We start from the raw sequence: 20,044 nt of genomic DNA on the forward strand, positions 1-20,044 counted from the left end.
GATGCGCCATCATTGTTCCTGCTACGCAGAAAGACATTCAACGCATCCTCTCCTGCCTCACTCGCATTCATCTCAACACCAAACTGAGTACAGTTATGGTGTGAGCCTTCTGCTTATTGAGGTAAAAATTTAAAATTTATATTTCAAGTCAGCAACGTAATATTTAAAAAGGGATAGGTATTTTGCCTATCCCACACTACTTCTATACATTTTTAAAATTGGCGATACTTACTTTTTGGCTGCACAAAACTCAACTTAAAATTCCGATGGTAGAAGTACTTTGTCAACTTCAATGATCACACCGTTCTTAGCGACGGTAGAAGGATATTTACCGATCGCATCATTTAACTTGACTGTACCTGAAGAATCGTCAACAACAATTTTGACAGGCTGACCTTCAATAGTCTTGACTGCACCACTATCGACGTTTTCTTTAGTGATTTGACCGGCAACCAAATGATATTGCAACACTTTCGTTCGGTTTTCCGACTGACTATATCGCTTGAAGACATCTTTCGGTAAAGCGTTAAAGGCTTTATCCGTTGGGGCAAAAATTGTATACTCACCTTGCTTGAGAGTATCCAGAAGACCAGCTTGCTTTAATTCACCTACAAGATTGGCAAATTTACTATCTTGTATTAGCGTCTGAGCAATGTCTTTATTGGAATTGCGATAAGGAACGCTGCTGTAAGCAGAAGGTTGAAAAAGGGCGTAACGTGAATAGAATTTAGCTAAGACAGGAAAACTGATCAGGGTAGTAACACCAGCAATCCCGACAAAGCAAGTCAACTTTTTGATCCAATTTTTGCTAATTAGGGGATTTCGATTTTTATTAAGCATAAGGGTAGGTAAGTTCGACCTGAACTGTATAAGAAAAAAGCGATCGCGCTTCTCTTACAACTAGTATATCTTGAGAATACAATCGCTCAATAAATGCAAAAATGATGGTTTTTTGATTTATTATCTGCAATTTATAAGCATTCTCAACCGATGCAAAAGCCTCGATACCAGCTATGAAAGCAACAATCCTGATTTAGAATACAAGCGATCGCTTTCACTTTTCCTACAAATCGCTAATTTTCTTATTTTTACTTAATGCGATCGCAAGTTTTGTCAGATTAATCATTAGACATCTTGGAAAAACATTGTAGAGACGCCAAATGTAGAGACGCCAAATTTCGCGTCTCTACAACGATTGTAGACAACGCACAATTAATTTCTACTTCTTGTATCTATTACTAATTGTTTAAATTATTATCAGTAAAATTATTTAGTCGTATCTGTATCATCACTCTTCGGTACAGTTTCTTTTATTCTGCGGATAGGCAAATTGGCTATTAAGGCTGTGGTTCGTTCGTTGCTTTCTAAAGAAAACTCCAAACCATCCATTTCAACTTCTACGTAGCGACAAACTATTGCTAAGATTTCTTGCCGCATTTTTTCCAACGTCTGAGGATCTAAATCAGCGCGATCGTGAGCAATCACCAGTTGCAAGCGACGTTTCACTTGAGTGCGACTGGTGTCAGAAGTGCGAGAAAAAAGTCTTTCGAGAAATTCAAGAATCATTGCGGCTAGGTGTGCGAAGACTGGAAATTAAACAATCTTTGTCCAAAGCAATCTTCTCAAACGAGTGAAAATATTGTCTTGGGGTGAGTCCAACTCAAGAAATTCAACTGTTTCCCCTTCCAATCTCCGAGCAATGTTGTCAAAGGCTGTGGCAGCTAAAGAGGGAGTTTCGCTTAATACCAAAGGTTCCCCGCGATTGGTTGAAACAATCACGCGCTCGTCGTCGGGTATTACGCCAATCAAGGGAATTGCCAAAAGTTCCTGAACATCTTGAACTGACATCATATCATTTGCCCGAACCATTGCGGGTCTGATGCGGTTAATTATTAAATGAATCCGCTTGATGCCTTGTGCTTCTAGTAACCCGACTACGCGATCGGCATCGCGGACGGAAGCAATTTCTGGAGTGGTGACAATTAAGGCTTCTTTGGCTGGAGCGATGGCATTTTTAAACCCCATTTCAATTCCCGCAGGACTATCAATTAATACATACTGATACTTCTGCGCTAGTGCATTCACTAGTAACTTCATTTGGTCGGGAGTGACGGCATCTTTACTGCGGTTTTGTGCCGCTGGCAAAAGTACCAGATTTGGCTGCCGCTTATCTTTAACTAAAGCTTGTTCTAAACGACACTCTCTGGCTAGAACTTCCACCGCTGTATAAACGATGCGATTTTCTAACCCTAGCAACAAATCTAAATTTCTCAAACCAAAATCTGCATCAACCAAGGCTACTTGACGCCCCATTTTGGCTAAAGTCATACCCAAATTTGCGGAAACAGTGGTTTTACCCACACCTCCTTTACCGGAGGTTGTAACAATAATGCGAGTCATGATCGAAACGCGCTCAATTAAGAATCAGAAAAATATACTTTGAAAGAAATTTATGGCTCTTGATTAATCCTACTTAATTGGGAGCGGGAAAAATCACTTGCTTTCGAGATGCGAATTCCTTCAGCGGTGATATGTGCCACTTCTGGGAAAAATTGCATCGGGGATTTTTCGGGTGCCCTAGCGAGAGCATCGGCAATCCGCAATTGGGTAGGCTCCATTTGTACAGCCATAATTAAACATTCGCGATTGCCACTGGCACCTGCGTGAGCAATTCCACGTAGACGACCCCAAACTAGAATATCTCCATCTGCGACTACAATACCACCTGGATTTAAATCTCCCAAGATAATTACACTACCTGGGTGACGAATTAATTGTCCAGAACGCACGGTCATTTGCAGATAAAGGGCATCTGCTAGGGGTTGTACGACTGTTGTCGAGCCTAAATTCAGAGTAGATTCAGGTTGTACTTGTTCTACAGAATAGCCAGATGATACGGCAGCGATCGCTGTTTGCCGACGGCTGGTAGAAACTGATTTTAACTGAAGTTCGACTTCATTTAAAGATTCGGCGAGTTCTTGGAGTTGTCTGGTATCCAACAAGCGATCGCGTGCCACTAGATGCACTGGGGTGTTAGGTAAACGAAAGCGATCGCCACCTTTTAACCGCAGTTTCATTTGTTGCCAAATTTCCGACCAACTGACTTCCGAGGGAGGCACTTGGGATTCTGTTGGTAAAATTAACAACAGCCTTCCTGACTCACTTTTCCACTTAACCTGGATATTATTATCTACCGTGCCCTCTAACAACGGTAATTCAGTGAATTCCACAACAGCGTCGGCATTTGATTTTACATCATCCTCTAAAGCCGAATTTGTCTCGGAATCGGTAGGTTCAGAATTCGACTTTAAATAAACCAGGACAGAATCTACTTCTTGATCGGGAAGGACAGAATTTGACTCTGTATCACCTGGGGTAGAATTTACTTCTACATCAGAAAAGTTAGAGATTGACTCTGGGTTATTATCGGCAGAATTTAAATTTAAATCGGAAATAGCATAATCACTAGTCATGCAATACCAGCCAAAAGACAAAGGACAAGGGACTAGGAACTAGGGGATAGGGATTTTCATACTTCTTTGTGAACCCAATTTGTAAGAGTGCATTCATTCACTTTTAGACTCTTCTGGGCAGGGGTAAAAGCTTTTTGCGATCTCTTTTGCCCCTGCTCTTTATTCTTTCGGTAAATAAGTGCAAGAAGTTTAATATTAGATTAGTTGTAGGCAACAAGATCCTCACCCAGCATTTTTAGTTAATCTTCGATATACAGTAGCCAAAGCATCAGCATCACCGACATTACCAGGAAACAGCACCACTGGCAAATTAGGGAACTGGGGATGATCCGATGGAGTAATCACCATTGAACAACCAGCTAAAATTTGACCGAGTAAACGCGCTTTTGTCAAAGCTAGACCATTACTTAAGACATCGTTTGAGGTAATACCACCCTTACTGATTAAGAATCCGATATCTGATGGTAAACCCCGGACAATATCCATTAACAAGCCGGAAACCTTTTCTCCAAAGTCTAACCGTGTTTTTACATCTTTGAAAGAAAGTTCTTGACGACTAGTATAAACTACTGGTGTTTTTCCTGCGTTGTGTGCTGCGTGGGTACTTTCAATCATCTCGGTTAGCAGTGTAGCAGATTGATTTGGCTCATCAAGCAATCTTTGTACATTGACTTCGATTCCCAGGGTACCCTCAGCTTCTAATAATTTTTCTAACTGCTGAGTGGTCTTTTTGACATGAGAACCGACAATAACTGCACCCGGTTTACCTGAGCGTACATAAGAACCCATATTTTCGGGAGCGATCGCTTGCTCCGGTAATGCCGCCAAAGCAGTTAAAATACTCGCAGCACTGCGAAATAAAAAGCGTTTTCCTTGACTCGCTGCACTCAACACGTCTTCAGCAAAGCGATTTAAATCAGCTTGAGTTTCACCATCAACGACAGCGCACTGATTACCGCTCAGTTTCATTAGCCTTTCCAGACTACCAGCACGAATATCGGACAGTAAAAATCTTTCTACCGCATCAGCTTGAATACGTCCTTGAGTTTTTTCTTCTACATACTTAGGTAAGTAACTGTAATGGTAGCCAAAAACTGAATCACGAGCAAATTCAGTTTCATGAACTGGGGTGGGTACACCGTCGATAATTAAGTAATGTATACTATCACGGGTGATGCGTCCTCCTTCTCTTCTCCTGTCGGAGACGCTCTGCGAACGAGAGGCTTCGCCAACAAAAAATGCGGGTACGATAAAATGAGCATCAAATGGACCGAGTTCAGCGGCAATAACGTCAGTTTCAATGGGGTAATGTCCGCGCAAAGTCGAATCAGAACGACTTACAATCAGAAAATCGTTAACTTCTTCTTCTTTTAAGGCTAATTTCAGGTTATGACATACTTCTTTAGTCACAGATGCGGCTGATTCTGGAGGTAGTGACCTTGTATTAGTCAGCACAAAGAAAATTGGGGAATCATCCTGTAAACCAGTGCGTAAAGTTTCCACATCCCAGCGCATCAACAGCAAGCAGCTGTGGACAGTTTGAGAACCTGTAGGGTCATCATCCAAAACAATTATTTTTGGTTTTTTGCTCATGAAAATCAACTAGAAGAATGTAACTTTCTGATCTCGGCTTGTACCTCAACGGCAATCTGCAATGATTCATTGAGAAGTTGAGCGTATTCGCTTGCTTGACTACTAACTTGTAAAGCTTGCAGATTCGCTAAATTATTGACAAATAACTCTTGGTTATTTGCGAGTAATTTTTTATTATCTCGCAAAATTCGCTCTGTTTTCAGAGCACGAACTAAATCTTCTCTAATCAGTTGCAAAGCCGCGATCACATTGTCTCTATCATTGATAGTACCTTCATTCCCAAATGTTGTCAGTTGATCGTTAATATCTATTGCTTGAATAACTCCATGATATTTATCAGCTTCATCTAAAAGTATTGTCAGTGCTTGGGGACAGGTTTTTCTTCGCCATAACCAACGCCCAAAAAGTACGGCAATTGGTACAATAGTTAGTAAGCTGATTCCGATTAAAATCGAAGAACCAATTATCGGTAAAATGATAAACGCATAAATAAACCCGACAATTATCGGGGTCAGCGCTAAAGCCACAAGCATTTCATTGAAGAAAAATCCCCATCGTTTTTCTTTATCTTTGATAATAGAGGGTCGAAAGACATCATCTGGATCAAATCCAGTCAAACGTCTGAGTTCCCCTTTGGTAATTTCTAAACCTAATAAATCTGGCTGCACAACTAGTTACTCCTATTGAAGTGCGAGTTGCGTACCAATATTAACATTATTGTGAATGAGGGAGTGAGGACACCGCCTTAATTGTCTATCTCTAGAGACTTTTTCGGTATTTTGACTAAAAACATCGAAACCGTCGTAGAGACGTTCCACTCCTTACGTCTCTACAATTGTTAATTAACATCAGTTCTCAAAACAAGATTATACTTTTCTAACGATTCCAAAGAAACATCTGGAAGATTAAGAAGTATATCATTCCATTGACTATAAGCAAGTATTGCTTCCACAACTAGCGACAATGGTTCAGAGAAAATATTCTCAAAGTCTGCTTCTTGTGGAAATTGAATTTTATAAGCTAATTGTTCTTTTGGGGGGACAAATTGAGCATTAACATTATGACGATTTCCTCTTGCATCAACACGATACCAACCTATTTCGGGTAAGTAAACTGCATTGAAGCCATGTAAGCTATAAGGTTCACCATTATCGTTAATGCTCAATCTCTGATAGCAAAATCCTGCGGGAATGTTATTAGCTCTTAGTAGTGCTGCTAGCAAATGACTCTTGGCAAAGCAATAACCTGTTTTATATTTGAGTACATCTGAAGCTCGACAGGTTAGAGGGTTCATTTGATAGTCGTAGCTATGATAAATTTTATCCCTTACCCACTCAAAACAAGCGAGTGCGATCGCTTCCGATGTTTGATATTTAAATCCAATCTTTTTCGCAAGTTCTAAAATTGTCGGATGTTGCCAATCAATCACTTCACTTGCTTTGAGATATTCTTCCATCTTGCTCTCCCAAACACAGTTAGAATAACTTTACCTTTGATATCATGTCCGTTTAATTGACATTAATAAAAAAATCCGAACCCCAAGAGACGTAGCACAGAATAGTCTAATCATCATATGTAATAAACCTGTCATTATTATACATCTCCAAAAAACAATGTAGAGACTTCGGACGATCGCGTCTCTTGGGGTTTGGGCAACGCATAGTTCATTTTTGGAGATGTCTATTTGACATAGTAATTAGACAAATAACTAATTTCTAATGTCCAAAAAATTCCCGTCATAGCCCAACGCTACAACGGGAGAATAATAAAAAGATTTTGTATAAACTATCGATAAGCCACTTGTGGATCTGCCCAAACTTGTGTGACTTGTTCACCATAAGTAGTAGGCTGATCTATATCAGTTGCGGCGTCAGTTTTACCATCGCTAGAAACTGTTACTAAAGGCCAGTTTTCATCTCCTAATTCACCAGTACGGAACATAACATTATCAGGCTGAGTTTTGCTCCAACCTAACAACACAGAAATTTTATCGTGCTCTTGTTCGTTACTACCAGCATTTTCTAGATTACCAGGAGCAACGGTATTAGTGTTATTTTTTTGTCGATCCCAAATCACCGCGCTATCGGAAGCATCAGACGTATTAAATACTGCTTCAAATCTACGTGCTAAAAAGCGATCGCCTTTTTGAGACCAGCTGACAGGAACTAAAACGCCAATAGTCCCTTCACCGTTAGCATCTGGTGATGATACCTTAACATTCAATAGCGCATCTCTATTATAAGAAGTTGAAGACACTACCCGTAAATTCTTGGTTTGCCTATCTTCAATAAACAGAACACTGCTAACCCGGCTATTGTGCATTTGGGGTTTGACTTCTAATTGTATGCGGCTATAAACAGTATACTTACCATCCGGAGAAACTATAGGTACACTGCGGTAATAGCGCACTCCACCACCCTTGGAACTCATAGCCTCTTGAGTAGACTGTATCCATTGCCAAGGAATAGGATAAGGACTTCCTATGGGATCTGTTTGTGCTGTTTGAGACTCATCAGGCTTGGGATCAACATTTATGTTTGTTGTATTTGGTTGCGATCGCGTTGTTGCCGGCGAGATTGTCGCTGCATCTAATAATTCATCAGCAGGCTTATCTATTGCGATAACACTATCTTCGCTTGTCCAAGACTTAAGTTTACCAGCTTTCAATCTTTCTACTAAATTACTTTGACTGGCTGATTCACTCGTCAATGGTGCGAGTTCAACTGCTGCCAAGGGATCGGGAGTAGATGCTTCTTCCTTGATTAATGGTGCCAGCTCAACTGCTGCCAATGGGTCAACAGTCAGTTCTTGATTTGACAGAGAATTATTTTCTGCTGTCAAAAGCTGCGTTTTATCTGATATAGGTGACAGTTGCGGGTCAACAGCAGCCATTTCCACTGATTCTGAGTCAGAGTCTCCTGACACAGGAGTGATTTGAGCTACCTGTGATTGTTTCGCTGAACTAGAGTGACCCGATCCAGCCACTAAAGGTGCGATAAAAAGCATAACCACAACATACTTGGTGAATGGTTTTACGCGGAACCATCCTGACAGCAAAAGGGTTTTAAGCATGTTTTAACTCTCTAGAGGACGGTTGCTGTGTGAGGAGCACCTGCTGAGACAGTAATGGGACAAACTACACTATATGTATAACAACAAACCAATTGATTGAACCAGATATTTTATTCAAATTTTGCACAGTTTTACATAAACCAGATAACATGCCCTATACCTTGAAGAAGTACTGAGTTTTTACTTGGAATATGCTAGCAATGTACTGACACTAAGCACACACGAACTACTGATATACAGAAATTCGCCGCTGCTAAAACCTAACGACACCATAATAAACGCGATCGCGCTATTCGGGTGTTGAACGCATCAATTTTACTTACTACTTTTACTGGCAACCTGCGCTCACAGAACGTGTTTGTTTCTTGTGGCTTTAATCAAAGCTAACCTATTATAGGCAGCTTATTTTTATTTCGTGCCACACACCAGACCCCCATAACTGCAAAAGTATGACCTGACTGAAAAACTTGGTAAACGCACAACCTATCATACTGTGAAGAAGGCACTTATGCACTTACGCAGAGGGCACTTATGTAGTAATATGGTCGCTTGCTCAAACCCACACCAATTCCAGACCACCAAAGCGAAAATTTTGGTGGGGGGCTTAAAAATACGCTTCCTTTGATCGCCAGAAGCACTACCTGCATCTACCAAAAGATAGACATTCCAATTTAAGTTGCAATGCTTGCAAAAGCAAACTACTACTTAATTGATATTAACTACAACGAAACCCGAAGTCTTTGGGAACTATTAGGAACGATATTGAGTGTGTAAACTCAGAACGTTTTGTTCTTAGACATCGCAAGGGAATTAAACTTGACAAAAGCAGATGCGTTTTATACTGGCTTATCTGCCAGATGATTCATTATAACCCTGGTTAGCGATGCTGTCTTTTACAACCACCAAATCATTTTACAGCTAAATGAGCAATTTTTTAGTTAGTGTGATTGTGAAACTGCAAAATTATTAGGGAATGGGTAATCGGTAATTGGTAATCGGTAATCGGTAATGCCCATTGCCCAATTCCCATTGCCCAATTCACCATTTCCTTATGAAAGTCGTATTTTTTGGTACTCCCCAATTTGCCGTACCTACCCTAGAAAAATTGCTGAATCATCCAGAATTTGAAGTTTTGGCAGTAGTTACCCAGCCAGATAAACGTCGGGAACGGGGTAACAAACTGATACCATCACCGATAAAAGCTGCCACCACTGCTATTAACCTACCAATATGGCAACCCCAGCGGATAAAAAAAGACACTGAAACCTTAACTAAACTTAAACAATTACAGGCAGATGTATTTGTCGTAGTTGCCTATGGGCAGATTTTATCTCAAGAAATCTTGGATATGCCCAAATTGGGTTGTATTAATGTACATGGCTCGATTTTGCCGAAATATCGGGGTGCAGCTCCGATTCAGTGGTGTTTGTATAACGGTGAGAAAGAAACCGGCATCGCGACAATGTTAATGGATGCGGGGATGGATACGGGAGCCATGCTGCTGAAAGCGACTACACCGATTAAATTACTGGATAATGCTCAAGATTTGGCAATTAGGCTATCTCTAATCGGTGCAGATAAGCTTGTGGAAACGCTATCTCAGCTAGAACGGGGGGAAATTGAACCAATTGCTCAAGACGATTCACAAGCTACTTATGCACCTTTAATTAAAAAACCGGATTATGCATTGGATTGGTCAAAAAGCGCTTTTGCATTACACAATCAAATTAGAGGCTTTTATCCCAACTGCACTGCGACCTTTCGCAACCAACCGCTAAAAATCACTGCCACCGCTCCCCTTGGTTCTGCTTTTTGGAGTGAGTTACCACCAGAATTACAAGAAATAGAGCATAAATTGCCTGATTTATCAACCATATCAAGTAATCCAGGAGTTGTGGTCAGCATTGTCAAGGGAATAGGAGCGATCGCTCAAACCGGCGATGGTTTATTATTGCTACGAGAAGTTCAGCTAGCCGGCAAACGTCCTCAATCAGGATGGGATTTTGTTAATGGTACCCGACTAGCTGTAGGAGAAGCGTTTGCCGGTGGGAGTTAGGAGTGCTCTTCAGTGGGAGACAAGGGAATTGCTGATTCTTGACTTTAGTACAGACGTTCCGCCGGAACGTCTCTACAACTTTGCGACTCCTAACTATTCATAGAAACGGCAAGAATCACAGGGTCCTTCTGGGTTAACTGCACAGCGAATAATCTCTGAATTAGCATTATAGTGGCAGGTGGCATCTCCGACTACCCAACGTCCGTTTACCAAACTTTTCTCTGATGGTCGTTTGGCGGATTGTACGTAAAGAGCTATATTTTGTAAACAGTAACGTCCTGCCTTAAGCTGATATCTGTGGCGTCGCTCTAAAACTGCGTAGGTTTTACCTTCCAAATCGAGATAGTTTCCGGGTTGTGGTGTCCAATCAAATTGTACGTTGCCGAGGGATTGGCGCGGATGCGTCAGAATCACCTCGGTTGAAAGAGATGGCTCCATAAGCTTTTGTAATTTGGTTTACATTATTAGGATGGTAACGCACTCTTGTTACCCAATTTTGCCTAGTTTATGTTAGATTTAACGATTTATTAAAATTATGCCTGCGTAGTGAGGACTTCAGTCCTCTGTTGATAATATGAGGACTTCAGCCCACATTCCGCAGGTGCGATCGCAAAAAAGCGACACTGAACTTTGCCCTAGAAGTTAAAAGTTGCCAGGATCGTCATCAAGTGCTAATAAGAAATTAATCAAGTCTGTTTGCTGTTGTGGACTAAACCCAGCCTGATTATCTACATAAAACTCATGACCTGTGCCATCCAGGTTACTCCGCTCTGGGCTTAAAGCAGGGTTCAATTTGTTGGCTCCCACAACTTTCTCACAGGGCAACGCATAATTAATTTAGGTCGATGTCTACTAGTTAGTTTCGAGTACCTAGTTTAACATTAAGGGGAATTGCGAATTGACAAACAGTTTTGTCGTCTTAACCTGTCACGAATGCCTCTGCCCTTATGACTGTAAAACTCCAGACCGAAAAAGACAAGTTGCCCGCTTGCACTAATATAAAGCGAAATCAAGAAACAGAAAACGAAAAAGTTCTATGTTCTCATTGTCAGCGCACAGCTGCGAACGGTATTAAATGTAAGGGAATTTGTGTGGCTGACAATGACTATTGAGACAATGAACAGTTGAGCGATCGCAATCAAAGCTAGGGTTCACGTCTTTCCTTCCTTGTTGAATTGAGGAGAAATCTGCTCAATTCAACAACTGCAACGGTTCATACATTTTGGCAATCTAATTGCAAGCTATAGACCTAAAAATACCACTCGATGTACAAAAACCATTATGGTTGAAGAGCGGTTTTAATGTAGTGATAATTACCATTTTTTGTAAGGGAGGAACTTACCTGACATAACAATTTTCACGCGATCGCCTTTTGGGTCTTCTTCCTTGCTTACATCCAAAGTAAAATCGATAGCACTCATAATTCCATCACCAAACTTTTCTTGAACTATATCTTTGAGTGGAAGTCCGTACACCTGCATAATTTCATAGAACCGATAAACAAAAGGGTCAGTTGGAACAATAGAATCACTACCTTTTATCGGGTATTTAGTTAAATATGACGCATAGTCCGCACCAAGCCCTAATGCCTCAACTAGCAACTTTGCTTCTTCAGGTGAAGCACTCGCTTGACGGTAAATTACAGAGGCAATCCATACTTCGTTACGTTGCAACTTGAGTGCTAATTCTGCAAAAGTTAATCCCTTATCTTCTTTTGCTGCTAAAAGTTTTTGAGTAATTTCAGAAATAGACATGTTTGTTTGTAATGGTTGATTTGTTCTACTAGATTCATCTCATCACATATGCCTGCGACTATCCCGCATCCTGTACCCTTGTATCTAATGATGAAGCTGTCATGCTAACCATTATGCAGCATTTACGTCATTTTCAAAAATACACCATTTGCGATCGCACCTGCGGAATCTGGGCTTGGGTTCTCACTACGGCTTTAAAATTGTGGAACAGACGTAGCACATGCAACGTCTCTACATGGGTTTTGGGTCACGCATAATTAATTTCCACTTCCTTTGTGTCTAATACGTCTTTTAGAAATGACTTGAGAAAAGTTACACCGATGCGCTAGTGTTCATAATCGTGACTGCATGTTGTAACATCAGGCGATGACAAATCAATCTTCCCCAGAAATTCCTTCTTGCACTTGGAGCCGTCCCATTGGTAAAGGGTGGGACAAACCTTATACTGTTCGTTATCCCAGTAATATTGATGATGGTCCTTGGCATGGAATGCCTCTAGGAGGTTTCGGTGCTGGTTGTATCGGTCGTTCTTCACGGGGAGATTTTAACCTTTGGCATATTGACGGGGGGGAACATACTTTTCAAACTATCCCCGCTTGTCAATTTAGTGTATTTGAGTCAGATGGAAGTTCTTCTCAAGCTTACGCTTTGTGTACGCAACTCCCTGAGGATGAGAGTTTGGCTGGGTGGAAGTGGTATCCTGAAGGGGACGCGATGAATCGCGTCACTACGGGGAATTATCACGCTTTATATCCACGTAGCTGGTTTGTGTATGAAAATGTGTTTCAAGCACAGTTAACTTGCGAGCAGTTTTCCCCTGTGTGGGCAAATAATTATCAAGAAACTAGCTATCCACTCGGAATGTTTGTGTGGACTGCTCATAACCCAAGTGAAGCACCTATTACTCTGAGCATTATGCTCACCTGGCAAAATATGGTAGGCTGGTTTACTAATGCTATCAAATCTCCTGAAGTGCGGGTGCGCGATGATGGCAGTCCGGTTTACGAGTATCAGCCGCGTTTGGGCGAAAGTGAAGGTAATTATAACCGATTAGTGGAAAATAGTCAATATATCGGGTTTGAGTTGGGTAAAGTTGGTATTAATGAACCTGTAAAAGAAGGTGAAGGGCAATGGTGCATTGCTACCGAAAAACATTCCCAAGTTGAGTTATTCTATCATAGCCGCTGGAACCCAGTTGGGACTGGTGAGGATGTGTGGCAAAGCTTCGCGGAAGATGGTTCTTTGACGAATTATCTTGATGATACATCGGCAGCGGTGGGGGAACAAATAGGAGTTGCCCTTGCGATTCGTTTTACTCTGCAACCGGGGGAAACTCTAGAAATTCCCTTTGTTCTGAGTTGGGATTTTCCGGTGACAGAATTTGCGTCTGGAATCAACTATTACCGCAGATATACAGATTTTTTTGGTCGCTCTGGCAAGAATGCTTGGGCGATCGCTTGTGTTGCTCTTCAACAATATCAAAGTTGGCGATCGCAAATTCAAACTTGGCAACAACCAATTCTCAACCGCCAAGATTTGCCAAACTGGTTTAAAATGGCTTTGTTTAATGAGCTTTACAACCTCACCAGCGGTGGTACTCTCTGGAGTGCAGCATCATTACTCGATCCTATCGGTCAATTTGCAGTCTTAGAGTGCTTAGATTACCGCTGGTATGAAAGTCTCGATGTGCGGTTGTATGGTTCCTTTGCTTTGTTGATGCTGTTTCCGGAACTGGAAAAAGCGGTAATTCGTGCCTTTGCACGGGCTATTCCTCAAAGTGATGAAACTGAGCGTATCATTGGCTACTACTTGACTACAAAAACAAACAGTCCGATAGCAGTCAGGAAAGTCGCAGGGGCAACACCTCACGATTTAGGTGCACCGAATGAACATGTTTGGGAAAAAACAAATTATACTAGCTATCAAGACTGCAATTTGTGGAAGGATTTAGGCTGTGACTTTGTTTTGCAAGTATACCGCGACTATTTGTTTACGGGTTCTCATGATATAGAATTCTTAACTGATTGCTGGAATGCGATCGTGCAGACTCTTGATTATGTCAAAGATTTTGATCGAGATGGCGATGGTATTCCAGAAAATTCTGGTGCCCCTGACCAAACTTTTGATGATTGGCGGTTGTTAGGTATAAGTGCTTATTGTGGTGGATTGTGGTTGGCAGCTTTAGAAGCGGCGATCGCAATCAGTGATATTTTAATCAGATACCCGACAGACAAGCAAGATTCTAAACAATTCGCAGATCAAAAATCTGTCTACGAAAGTTGGTTGAAACAATCTCGCTCTATCTACGAAGAAAAACTTTGGAATGGTCAATACTACCGACTTGATAGTGAAAGCGGTTCTGATGTGGTGATGGCAGATCAATTGTGCGGTCAATTTTATGCTCGTTTGTTAAGTTTACCTGATATTGTTTCAAGCGATCGCGCTTTTTCTGCCTTACAAACAGTTTATAATACCTGCTTTCTCAAATTCCATAATGGCAAGTTTGGTGCTGCTAACGGTCTTCGTCTTGACGGTTCACCAGAAAATCCTCAAGCTACTCATCCTCTAGAAGTTTGGACAGGAATAAACTTTGGGCTGGCAGCTTTTCTGGTACAAATGAAAATGAAAAATGAAGCATTTAGCTTGACCCAAGCTGTGGTCAGCCAGATTTATGACAATGGTCTGCAATTCCGCACACCAGAAGCAATCACCGCATCTGGTACATTTCGTGCCAGTACCTATCTCCGTGCAATGGCAATTTGGGCTATTTACTTAGTTATTGGTGAATAATCTGTGCATGTTTAATTTGTAGTGATTTCTGAATAAAAGAATGTAGAGAGGTTACATGTAACTTCTCTACAAGGGTTTCAGATAACGCATAATTAATTTCCACACCTACCTATGTCTACTAGGTCAACCTAATTAAAAGCACATACCTCTAGAAGCAGATTTTAGCTTTTGTCAAAATTTGCGGTAAGTTTTTATCAAAAATATTTTTACATCTATGGTTACACTTTCCGGTTATTTCAAGAAGTAATAGAAAAGATGAGTAGTGGTTAAGTTTTAGCAAAGGAAAGACTCAAGATTACTAGTTTCAAAAATGCAAATATTACTAGATTGAGCCAAAAATATAACCAATTTCACACTAATTATGTTCACAATGCACAATAATTTTGATAAAAGGTGCTTTTACCAAAATTATTTTGTGAAGTCATAATGTCTGTAAAAATGAATGGAACACAAATGAATATCTTTCAATTACATTTATTTGCGATCTATGTTTAAACTAAAAGAGGAAAAGTTATAACAGTTATTTGCTTGATGGTTATTTTATTAAACTACGGTTAAAGAATAAGTGAAATTTTGATAAAGTATGGAAGGGTTATTAACGGGGATAGGCGAAATTTTCTCTTAACACTAGGCACAATTAGTACACTGATAAATTCAGTAATTGAGGTTACAAAAAAAATGTTTTATTTGATACAGTTATTTAACTAAAAGTCGCTGAAAAATGAGAGGAAAGCAATTAGTAATTAAAAACACAATGAATTGCGTTTTTCAGAGGCTATTGGAATAAAGCTAAAGCCAATAGCTTAAGTAATTGTCAGTTTTTTTGGTGCTATAATAGCACGCTCCGCCAAAGTTAAAAATTTACTAAAACATTTAAGATTAAACCATGAACTCCTTTTTGTCGTTAAGAGTTCAGGGAGAGCTGAAGCATACAAGCAATCAGCATCCCACTCCCCGTGCTATCCTCGGATTGTTGAGGTTAGTTGCTGTTAATACAAACCTAGCATTGGACTTTAGCTCTTTTTGGAAAATTCTGGAGTTTCAACTAGGTGACGATTTGAGTAGCTACGGTATCTTTGGAGATGAAGAAAGCCGTAATGTTGTTTACTTAGTTTGCAGTGGAAAAGTGCGACTGCTAGGCTTTGACGCAACTTTGAGACGAGAAGTATCAACTCAGTTGCTTGGATCAGAGCAAATTTTTGGCGCAGACGATTTCTTTATTCATAAATCTTTACAATATCGAGCGATCGCATCAAGTGCGGGTTTGATTGCTTGCATTACTCTAAATGACTTAAAACCGTGGTTCAGTGAAATACCCAATCTTAAAGATTATTTACAGCAAACAACTTATGAGCGACAAACGCTGATTTTCTTCAAAACCCATACAGAATTTCGCTATCAAACCAGCCAACAACTCCAAAAAATCTTACCCAACTTCAAACAAATCAAGATAAATGCTGGCTCATCTTTACTAGAAGCAATTCCACCTGATCTTGGTCGCTTTTGGCTTGCAAGTGGACTTCTTCACACTTTATCAGACACTCAGTCACCTGTTGTCGGACAAAGCTGGGGATATGCGATGACGCTACCAACTTGGGTTGCCGAAACTGACTTACTAGTATATCACCTGCCTGAAGAAAATTGGGAATTGGCTTCTACGACGACGGCTCCTCAATTAGCCAACCAGCGGCAAGTTCTTCAAACTGACACAACAAACCAACCGGAAATCGAAGAAGAACACTCTCAAGCAAAGACATTTCCCCTGTTGGTGCCTTCTAGCAACTTAGAGTTAGAGACACCGGAAATTGACTTTCCCCAAGTAAACCCACCTTGGTCGATCGCTTCGTTATGGGGTCGCTATCGGTTTATTCAACAGTACAGTTCTTCAGATTGTGGTGCAGCGTGTTTGGCGATGGTTAGCCAATACTGGGGTAAACGCTTCAGTTTGAGCACTTTGCGTAATTTAGCACAAATAGACCAAAACGGTGCGTCTGTTTCCGATTTAGCGGCAGCAGCAGAAACTTTGGGATATGATACGCTAATTGTGCGGGCTTCTTTAAGTAAGTTGGAATGGCAAACTAACCCTTGGATCGCCCACTGGCAACAAATTCACTACGTAGTTGTTTGGGAAGTTAAAGGCGATCGCATCATCATTTCCGACCCTGCCATCGGTAAGCGATCGCTTTCGCGCCAAGAATTTTTGGCTGGCTGGACAGAATATGCTGTGCTTTTACACCCCACAGAACGCTTCCAAGGGATTGAAAGCGAAAAAATTTCACATACGCGCTATTTACAGTTATTTTGGGATTACCGCCACCTTTTAAAGAAAATCATTCTCACTTCATTGTTCTTAGGGATTTTTGGGCTGGTAACTCCTTTATTTGCTCAGTTGTTTCTCGACATGATGCCATTAAAAAGCAGCGTCACATTAAATGTGCTTGTTGGCAGCTTTCTTTTTTTTGGCATCTTGCGTATAGCGTTTTCCGCATTCTATCAACACCTTCTAGACTACTTTGCGAACCAAATCGACTTGAGATTAATTGGCAATTTTATTCGCCATGCGCTAAATTTGCCGTCGCAATTTTTCGCTTCTCGCCAAGTCGAAGACATAATCAGCGGTGTTCAGGAAAACCGTAAAATCCAACAGTTTCTCACCCGTCATGCTTTGAGTGCAATTATAAATGCACTTTTTGCTTTTGTCTATATCGGATTGATGGCTTTTTACAACTTGTCGCTGACATTGGTGGTTTCGCTGTTTATTTTAGCGATCGCAATTTTGAATTTAGCGGCAAATCCGTTGCTTAATCGAGTGTCGCAAGAAATCGGCAACTCAGCGGCAGCGCAAAACTCATCTTTAGTTGAAGCGATCGCAGGTATTACCACCGTCAAGAGCGCAGCAGCCGAAAGCTTAATCAGTTCCCGTTGGCAAGAGCGCTTTCTGGATATGTTAAAAGTGCGTTTTCAGGGGCAGAAACTAGCCAACAACTTGCAAGTAATTAGCAATTTGCTTAATCACCTCGGTACTACAGCCGTGTTGTGGTGTGGAGCGACTCTGGTAATGAGCGAGCAAATGACGATTGGTCAGTTTGTCGCTTTTAACATCGCATACGCTAATGTCCTCAAACCAGTTTTGGCTTTAGTGAAAGTGTGGGATGAGTTCCAAGGGGTGCTGATTTCCATCGAAAAGGTGAATGATGTCTTTGGTTGTGCCGCTGAAGAAAATCTTCAAAAACCGCTATCGGTGCTGCCACCGATTCAGGGAGAGGTAATTTTTGAGAATGTGTCTTTTGGTTACAAGCAAGGTGAACCGCACATTTTGCAAAATATTTCTTTTCAGGTGAAACCTGGACAGACGATTGGCATTGTTGGTGCTAGCGGTGCGGGTAAAAGCACTTTAGTAAATTTACTGGCTGGTTTATATCCTCCAAGCACGGGACGGATTTTGATTGATGGACGTGATATAGCAGATATTTCTCTGCAATCGTTGCGAAGTCAGCTAGGTGTGGTGCAACAAGAATGTTTTCTGTTTTCAGGGACGATTTGGGAAAACATTACCCTGTTTGACTCACAGTTGACTCTCGATCAGGCGATCGCTGCTGCCAAGTTAGCCGAAGCACACACCTTTATCGAAACGCTGCACGACGGTTACAACACCCAAGTGGGAGGACAAGGGTTGATGCTATTGAGTGAACAGCAAAAAAAAATAGCGATCGCTCGTGCACTTGTCAGAAATCCCCCAATTTTCATTTTAGATGAAGCCACAAGTTCTCTAGATGCATCACAACGTCGGTTTCAACAAAATTTAGCCCGCTTGAATCGCACCACTTTCCTGATTGCCCATCATCTCGCGGTGGTTCGCAATGCTGACTGCATACTTGTCTTAGACAGAGGTATCCTTGTTGAACAGGGCACTCATCAAGAACTAATGGCAATTAACGGTATTTATTACCACCTATCTCAACAGCAAGTGCATTTGTAATGTAACTGGCAGCGGTTATTTTTTTTCGGAATTAAAAAATATTTTTATTGAGAATACTTTAGTGATATTCACTACTTAAGTTTATATAACTTACTAAACAACGTAACGATTTACTCGTTTAATTTGCTTTGTCTTTTTTGGAAATTTTGTTATGGGTATTTTATCGTATTTATAATTGTTTTTCTTGCTAAATAATTCTTGCATATCTATTCATATGTTAAAACTTATTATTTATATTTATTTTATGAGTTTTATGCAAAATTTACAAGTTTTCTATGCTGAATTTGCAATGATGTTATAACCGCCAAAGTCTTTGGTACCAGAGTGTTATGACAAAAATTCCGCAAAAATAATCGGAATTTTTCTCCAATCAATATTATTTATAACCATCAATAATATTGGTTTAAAAAATGCCAAAAATCTAACAGTATTTATGTCTTATTAAGAATTTTATTTAATAGGAGACTTGACAATAAAGACAACCAAGAAAAAGTCTCAACTAAGTATTAAATGAGGGGTATAACCCCCTATCAAATAGTAATAAAGGACAAAATATAAAGTTGCACAATACTTAAGTAAATATTCCAAGATGAACTGTAAATTTGACTTATAAAAATGCCAAAATGGCAGATGACATTAACAGCAAAAAATAGTATAAATACAAATGTTACTCTTAACGATAGAAGATAAATATTTTATCTTCGCCAGTCTGAGATTCATCGGTTTTTTCTTAAGCCCTCCTAAGAAAAGTGTAAATTGTAATACATATCCATATCAGGGAAAAGGAATTAAATTAGGAGTTGGCACAATTTTCATTTTTGACAAAGCTGTATCTACCAAAAGCCACATCCAAACTTTTTCCTGCCAGTCATCTGTCATGACGAAAGGTAAAAATTTACCTTTCACTTACAGTCAAGCAACAGCTTTCAAACTGTAACTTTGACTCTTGGACTTATTTCTTTGCCTTTACACCAAAGCAAGTCAGACAACATTGCGGCAGGAGCAGTAAACAAACTTGATTACAAACAATCGAGTTTCCCATCAATGGTCAGCTTATGGAAAAAATCATCTTAGTAAATACAGTCGAAACCTCAAGTCAACCAAGCAGTTCAGAAATTAACGAATACGGGCAAGTAGTTAAAATTGCCATCACAGATGTTCAGCAGGTGCTTTTCTGCCAGGTGGTATTAGCAAAAGATAAAACAACCGCAATTACCACTAACCATCTTGAGCGTTTGTTTGACTACCAGGAAACTGTAAAATGGCGCATCTGTGAGAGGTCACTTTGGTAAGTGGCACAAACATTTAGGCGATCGCTCTTAATAAT

General features: G+C 40.4%; 17 protein-coding genes. 5 read left to right on the forward strand and 12 right to left on the reverse strand.

Features of this window, described 5'->3' with window-relative positions:
• Nucleotides 1-255: 255 nt before the first annotated feature.
• From OGM63_RS01855 to OGM63_RS01890, 8 genes are all read right to left on the reverse strand, one after another.
• On the reverse strand, nt 256-840 hold the full coding sequence (locus OGM63_RS01855; protein WP_263743796.1) for a fasciclin domain-containing protein: 585 nt from the start codon (nt 838-840) through the stop codon (nt 256-258).
• Between the two features lie 426 nt (nt 841-1,266).
• On the reverse strand, nt 1,267-1,566 hold the full coding sequence (gene minE / locus OGM63_RS01860; protein WP_263743797.1) for a cell division topological specificity factor MinE: 300 nt from the start codon (nt 1,564-1,566) through the stop codon (nt 1,267-1,269).
• A 27-nt stretch (nt 1,567-1,593) separates the two neighbouring features.
• On the reverse strand, nt 1,594-2,400 hold the full coding sequence (gene minD / locus OGM63_RS01865) for a septum site-determining protein MinD (RefSeq protein ID WP_263743798.1): 807 nt from the start codon (nt 2,398-2,400) through the stop codon (nt 1,594-1,596).
• A 50-nt stretch (nt 2,401-2,450) separates the two neighbouring features.
• Nucleotides 2,451-3,473: a septum site-determining protein MinC gene (gene minC / locus OGM63_RS01870; protein WP_318528386.1), complete on the reverse strand. Its 1,023-nt coding sequence runs from the start codon at nt 3,471-3,473 to the stop codon at nt 2,451-2,453.
• 222 nt (nt 3,474-3,695) lie between these two features.
• Entirely contained in the window at nt 3,696-5,066 is a 1,371-nt protein-coding gene (locus OGM63_RS01875; RefSeq protein WP_263743799.1) for a four-carbon acid sugar kinase family protein, read from the reverse strand.
• Between the two features lie 5 nt (nt 5,067-5,071).
• Nucleotides 5,072-5,734, reverse strand: a complete 663-nt coding sequence (locus OGM63_RS01880) for a hypothetical protein (RefSeq protein ID WP_263743800.1) — start codon at nt 5,732-5,734, stop codon at nt 5,072-5,074.
• Nucleotides 5,735-5,904: 170 nt separating this feature from the next.
• Complete coding sequence (locus OGM63_RS01885; protein WP_263743801.1) at nt 5,905-6,522, reverse strand: transglutaminase-like domain-containing protein; 618 nt, start codon at nt 6,520-6,522, stop codon at nt 5,905-5,907.
• Between the two features lie 329 nt (nt 6,523-6,851).
• Entirely contained in the window at nt 6,852-8,138 is a 1,287-nt protein-coding gene (locus OGM63_RS01890) for a hypothetical protein (protein ID WP_263743802.1), read from the reverse strand.
• A 1,051-nt stretch (nt 8,139-9,189) separates the two neighbouring features.
• On the opposite strand from OGM63_RS01890, the gene fmt reads away from it, so the two are divergent.
• Nucleotides 9,190-10,194: a methionyl-tRNA formyltransferase gene (gene fmt, locus OGM63_RS01895; RefSeq protein WP_263743803.1), complete on the forward strand. Its 1,005-nt coding sequence runs from the start codon at nt 9,190-9,192 to the stop codon at nt 10,192-10,194.
• Nucleotides 10,195-10,287: 93 nt separating this feature from the next.
• On the opposite strand, the gene OGM63_RS01900 is transcribed toward fmt, so the two are convergent.
• Nucleotides 10,288-10,632 (reverse strand): DUF6464 family protein, encoded by a 345-nt coding sequence (locus tag OGM63_RS01900; RefSeq protein ID WP_263743804.1) that lies wholly within the window; start codon nt 10,630-10,632, stop codon nt 10,288-10,290.
• A 204-nt stretch (nt 10,633-10,836) separates the two neighbouring features.
• A complete protein-coding gene (locus OGM63_RS01905) occupies nt 10,837-11,001 on the reverse strand; it encodes a hypothetical protein (protein ID WP_263743805.1) in 165 nt (54 codons plus the stop codon).
• A gap of 140 nt (nt 11,002-11,141) precedes the next feature.
• On the opposite strand from OGM63_RS01905, the gene OGM63_RS30080 reads away from it, so the two are divergent.
• Nucleotides 11,142-11,306 carry a DUF8639 family protein gene (locus OGM63_RS30080; protein WP_511041079.1) on the forward strand — a complete coding sequence of 55 codons (165 nt, stop codon included), beginning with the start codon at nt 11,142-11,144 and terminating at the stop codon, nt 11,304-11,306.
• Between the two features lie 201 nt (nt 11,307-11,507).
• On the opposite strand, the gene cynS is transcribed toward OGM63_RS30080, so the two are convergent.
• Nucleotides 11,508-11,948, reverse strand: coding sequence for a cyanase (gene cynS / locus OGM63_RS01910; protein WP_263743806.1), 441 nt, complete (start codon nt 11,946-11,948; stop codon nt 11,508-11,510).
• A 366-nt stretch (nt 11,949-12,314) separates the two neighbouring features.
• On the opposite strand from cynS, the gene OGM63_RS01915 reads away from it, so the two are divergent.
• The gene (locus OGM63_RS01915; protein WP_263743807.1) at nt 12,315-14,738 is read left to right on the forward strand and encodes a GH116 family glycosyl hydrolase; all 2,424 of its coding nucleotides are present in this window, start codon (nt 12,315-12,317) and stop codon (nt 14,736-14,738) included.
• Nucleotides 14,739-15,624: 886 nt separating this feature from the next.
• Nucleotides 15,625-18,717 (forward strand): peptidase domain-containing ABC transporter, encoded by a 3,093-nt coding sequence (locus tag OGM63_RS01920; protein ID WP_263743808.1) that lies wholly within the window; start codon nt 15,625-15,627, stop codon nt 18,715-18,717.
• A 774-nt stretch (nt 18,718-19,491) separates the two neighbouring features.
• Here the strand turns inward: OGM63_RS01920 and OGM63_RS01925 are convergent.
• Nucleotides 19,492-19,623 (reverse strand): hypothetical protein, encoded by a 132-nt coding sequence (locus OGM63_RS01925; protein WP_263743809.1) that lies wholly within the window; start codon nt 19,621-19,623, stop codon nt 19,492-19,494.
• Between the two features lie 149 nt (nt 19,624-19,772).
• Between OGM63_RS01925 and OGM63_RS01930 the strand changes: the two genes are divergently transcribed.
• Entirely contained in the window at nt 19,773-20,009 is a 237-nt protein-coding gene (locus OGM63_RS01930) for a hypothetical protein (protein ID WP_263743810.1), read from the forward strand.
• Nucleotides 20,010-20,044: the final 35 nt, after the last annotated feature.

It is taken from the genome of Plectonema radiosum NIES-515 (assembly GCF_025753815.1).
Classification (GTDB): Bacteria; Cyanobacteriota; Cyanobacteriia; order Cyanobacteriales; family Nostocaceae; genus Hassallia; species Hassallia radiosum_A.

Coding starts and splice junctions, on each gene's coding strand:
- OGM63_RS01920 (WP_263743808.1), top strand. CDS start 15,625: ATGAACTCCTTTTTGTCGTTAAGAGTTCAGGGAGAGCTGAAGCATACA.
- OGM63_RS01875 (WP_263743799.1), bottom strand. CDS start 5,066: ATGAGCAAAAAACCAAAAATAATTGTTTTGGATGATGACCCTACAGGT.
- OGM63_RS01885 (WP_263743801.1), bottom strand. CDS start 6,522: ATGGAAGAATATCTCAAAGCAAGTGAAGTGATTGATTGGCAACATCCG.
- minE (WP_263743797.1), bottom strand. CDS start 1,566: ATGATTCTTGAATTTCTCGAAAGACTTTTTTCTCGCACTTCTGACACC.
- minD (WP_263743798.1), bottom strand. CDS start 2,400: ATGACTCGCATTATTGTTACAACCTCCGGTAAAGGAGGTGTGGGTAAA.
- OGM63_RS01915 (WP_263743807.1), top strand. CDS start 12,315: ATGACAAATCAATCTTCCCCAGAAATTCCTTCTTGCACTTGGAGCCGT.
- OGM63_RS30080 (WP_511041079.1), top strand. CDS start 11,142: ATGACTGTAAAACTCCAGACCGAAAAAGACAAGTTGCCCGCTTGCACT.
- OGM63_RS01900 (WP_263743804.1), bottom strand. CDS start 10,632: ATGGAGCCATCTCTTTCAACCGAGGTGATTCTGACGCATCCGCGCCAA.
- OGM63_RS01855 (WP_263743796.1), bottom strand. CDS start 840: ATGCTTAATAAAAATCGAAATCCCCTAATTAGCAAAAATTGGATCAAA.
- OGM63_RS01930 (WP_263743810.1), top strand. CDS start 19,773: ATGGAAAAAATCATCTTAGTAAATACAGTCGAAACCTCAAGTCAACCA.
- minC (WP_318528386.1), bottom strand. CDS start 3,473: ATGACTAGTGATTATGCTATTTCCGATTTAAATTTAAATTCTGCCGAT.
- OGM63_RS01890 (WP_263743802.1), bottom strand. CDS start 8,138: ATGCTTAAAACCCTTTTGCTGTCAGGATGGTTCCGCGTAAAACCATTC.
- cynS (WP_263743806.1), bottom strand. CDS start 11,948: ATGTCTATTTCTGAAATTACTCAAAAACTTTTAGCAGCAAAAGAAGAT.
- fmt (WP_263743803.1), top strand. CDS start 9,190: ATGAAAGTCGTATTTTTTGGTACTCCCCAATTTGCCGTACCTACCCTA.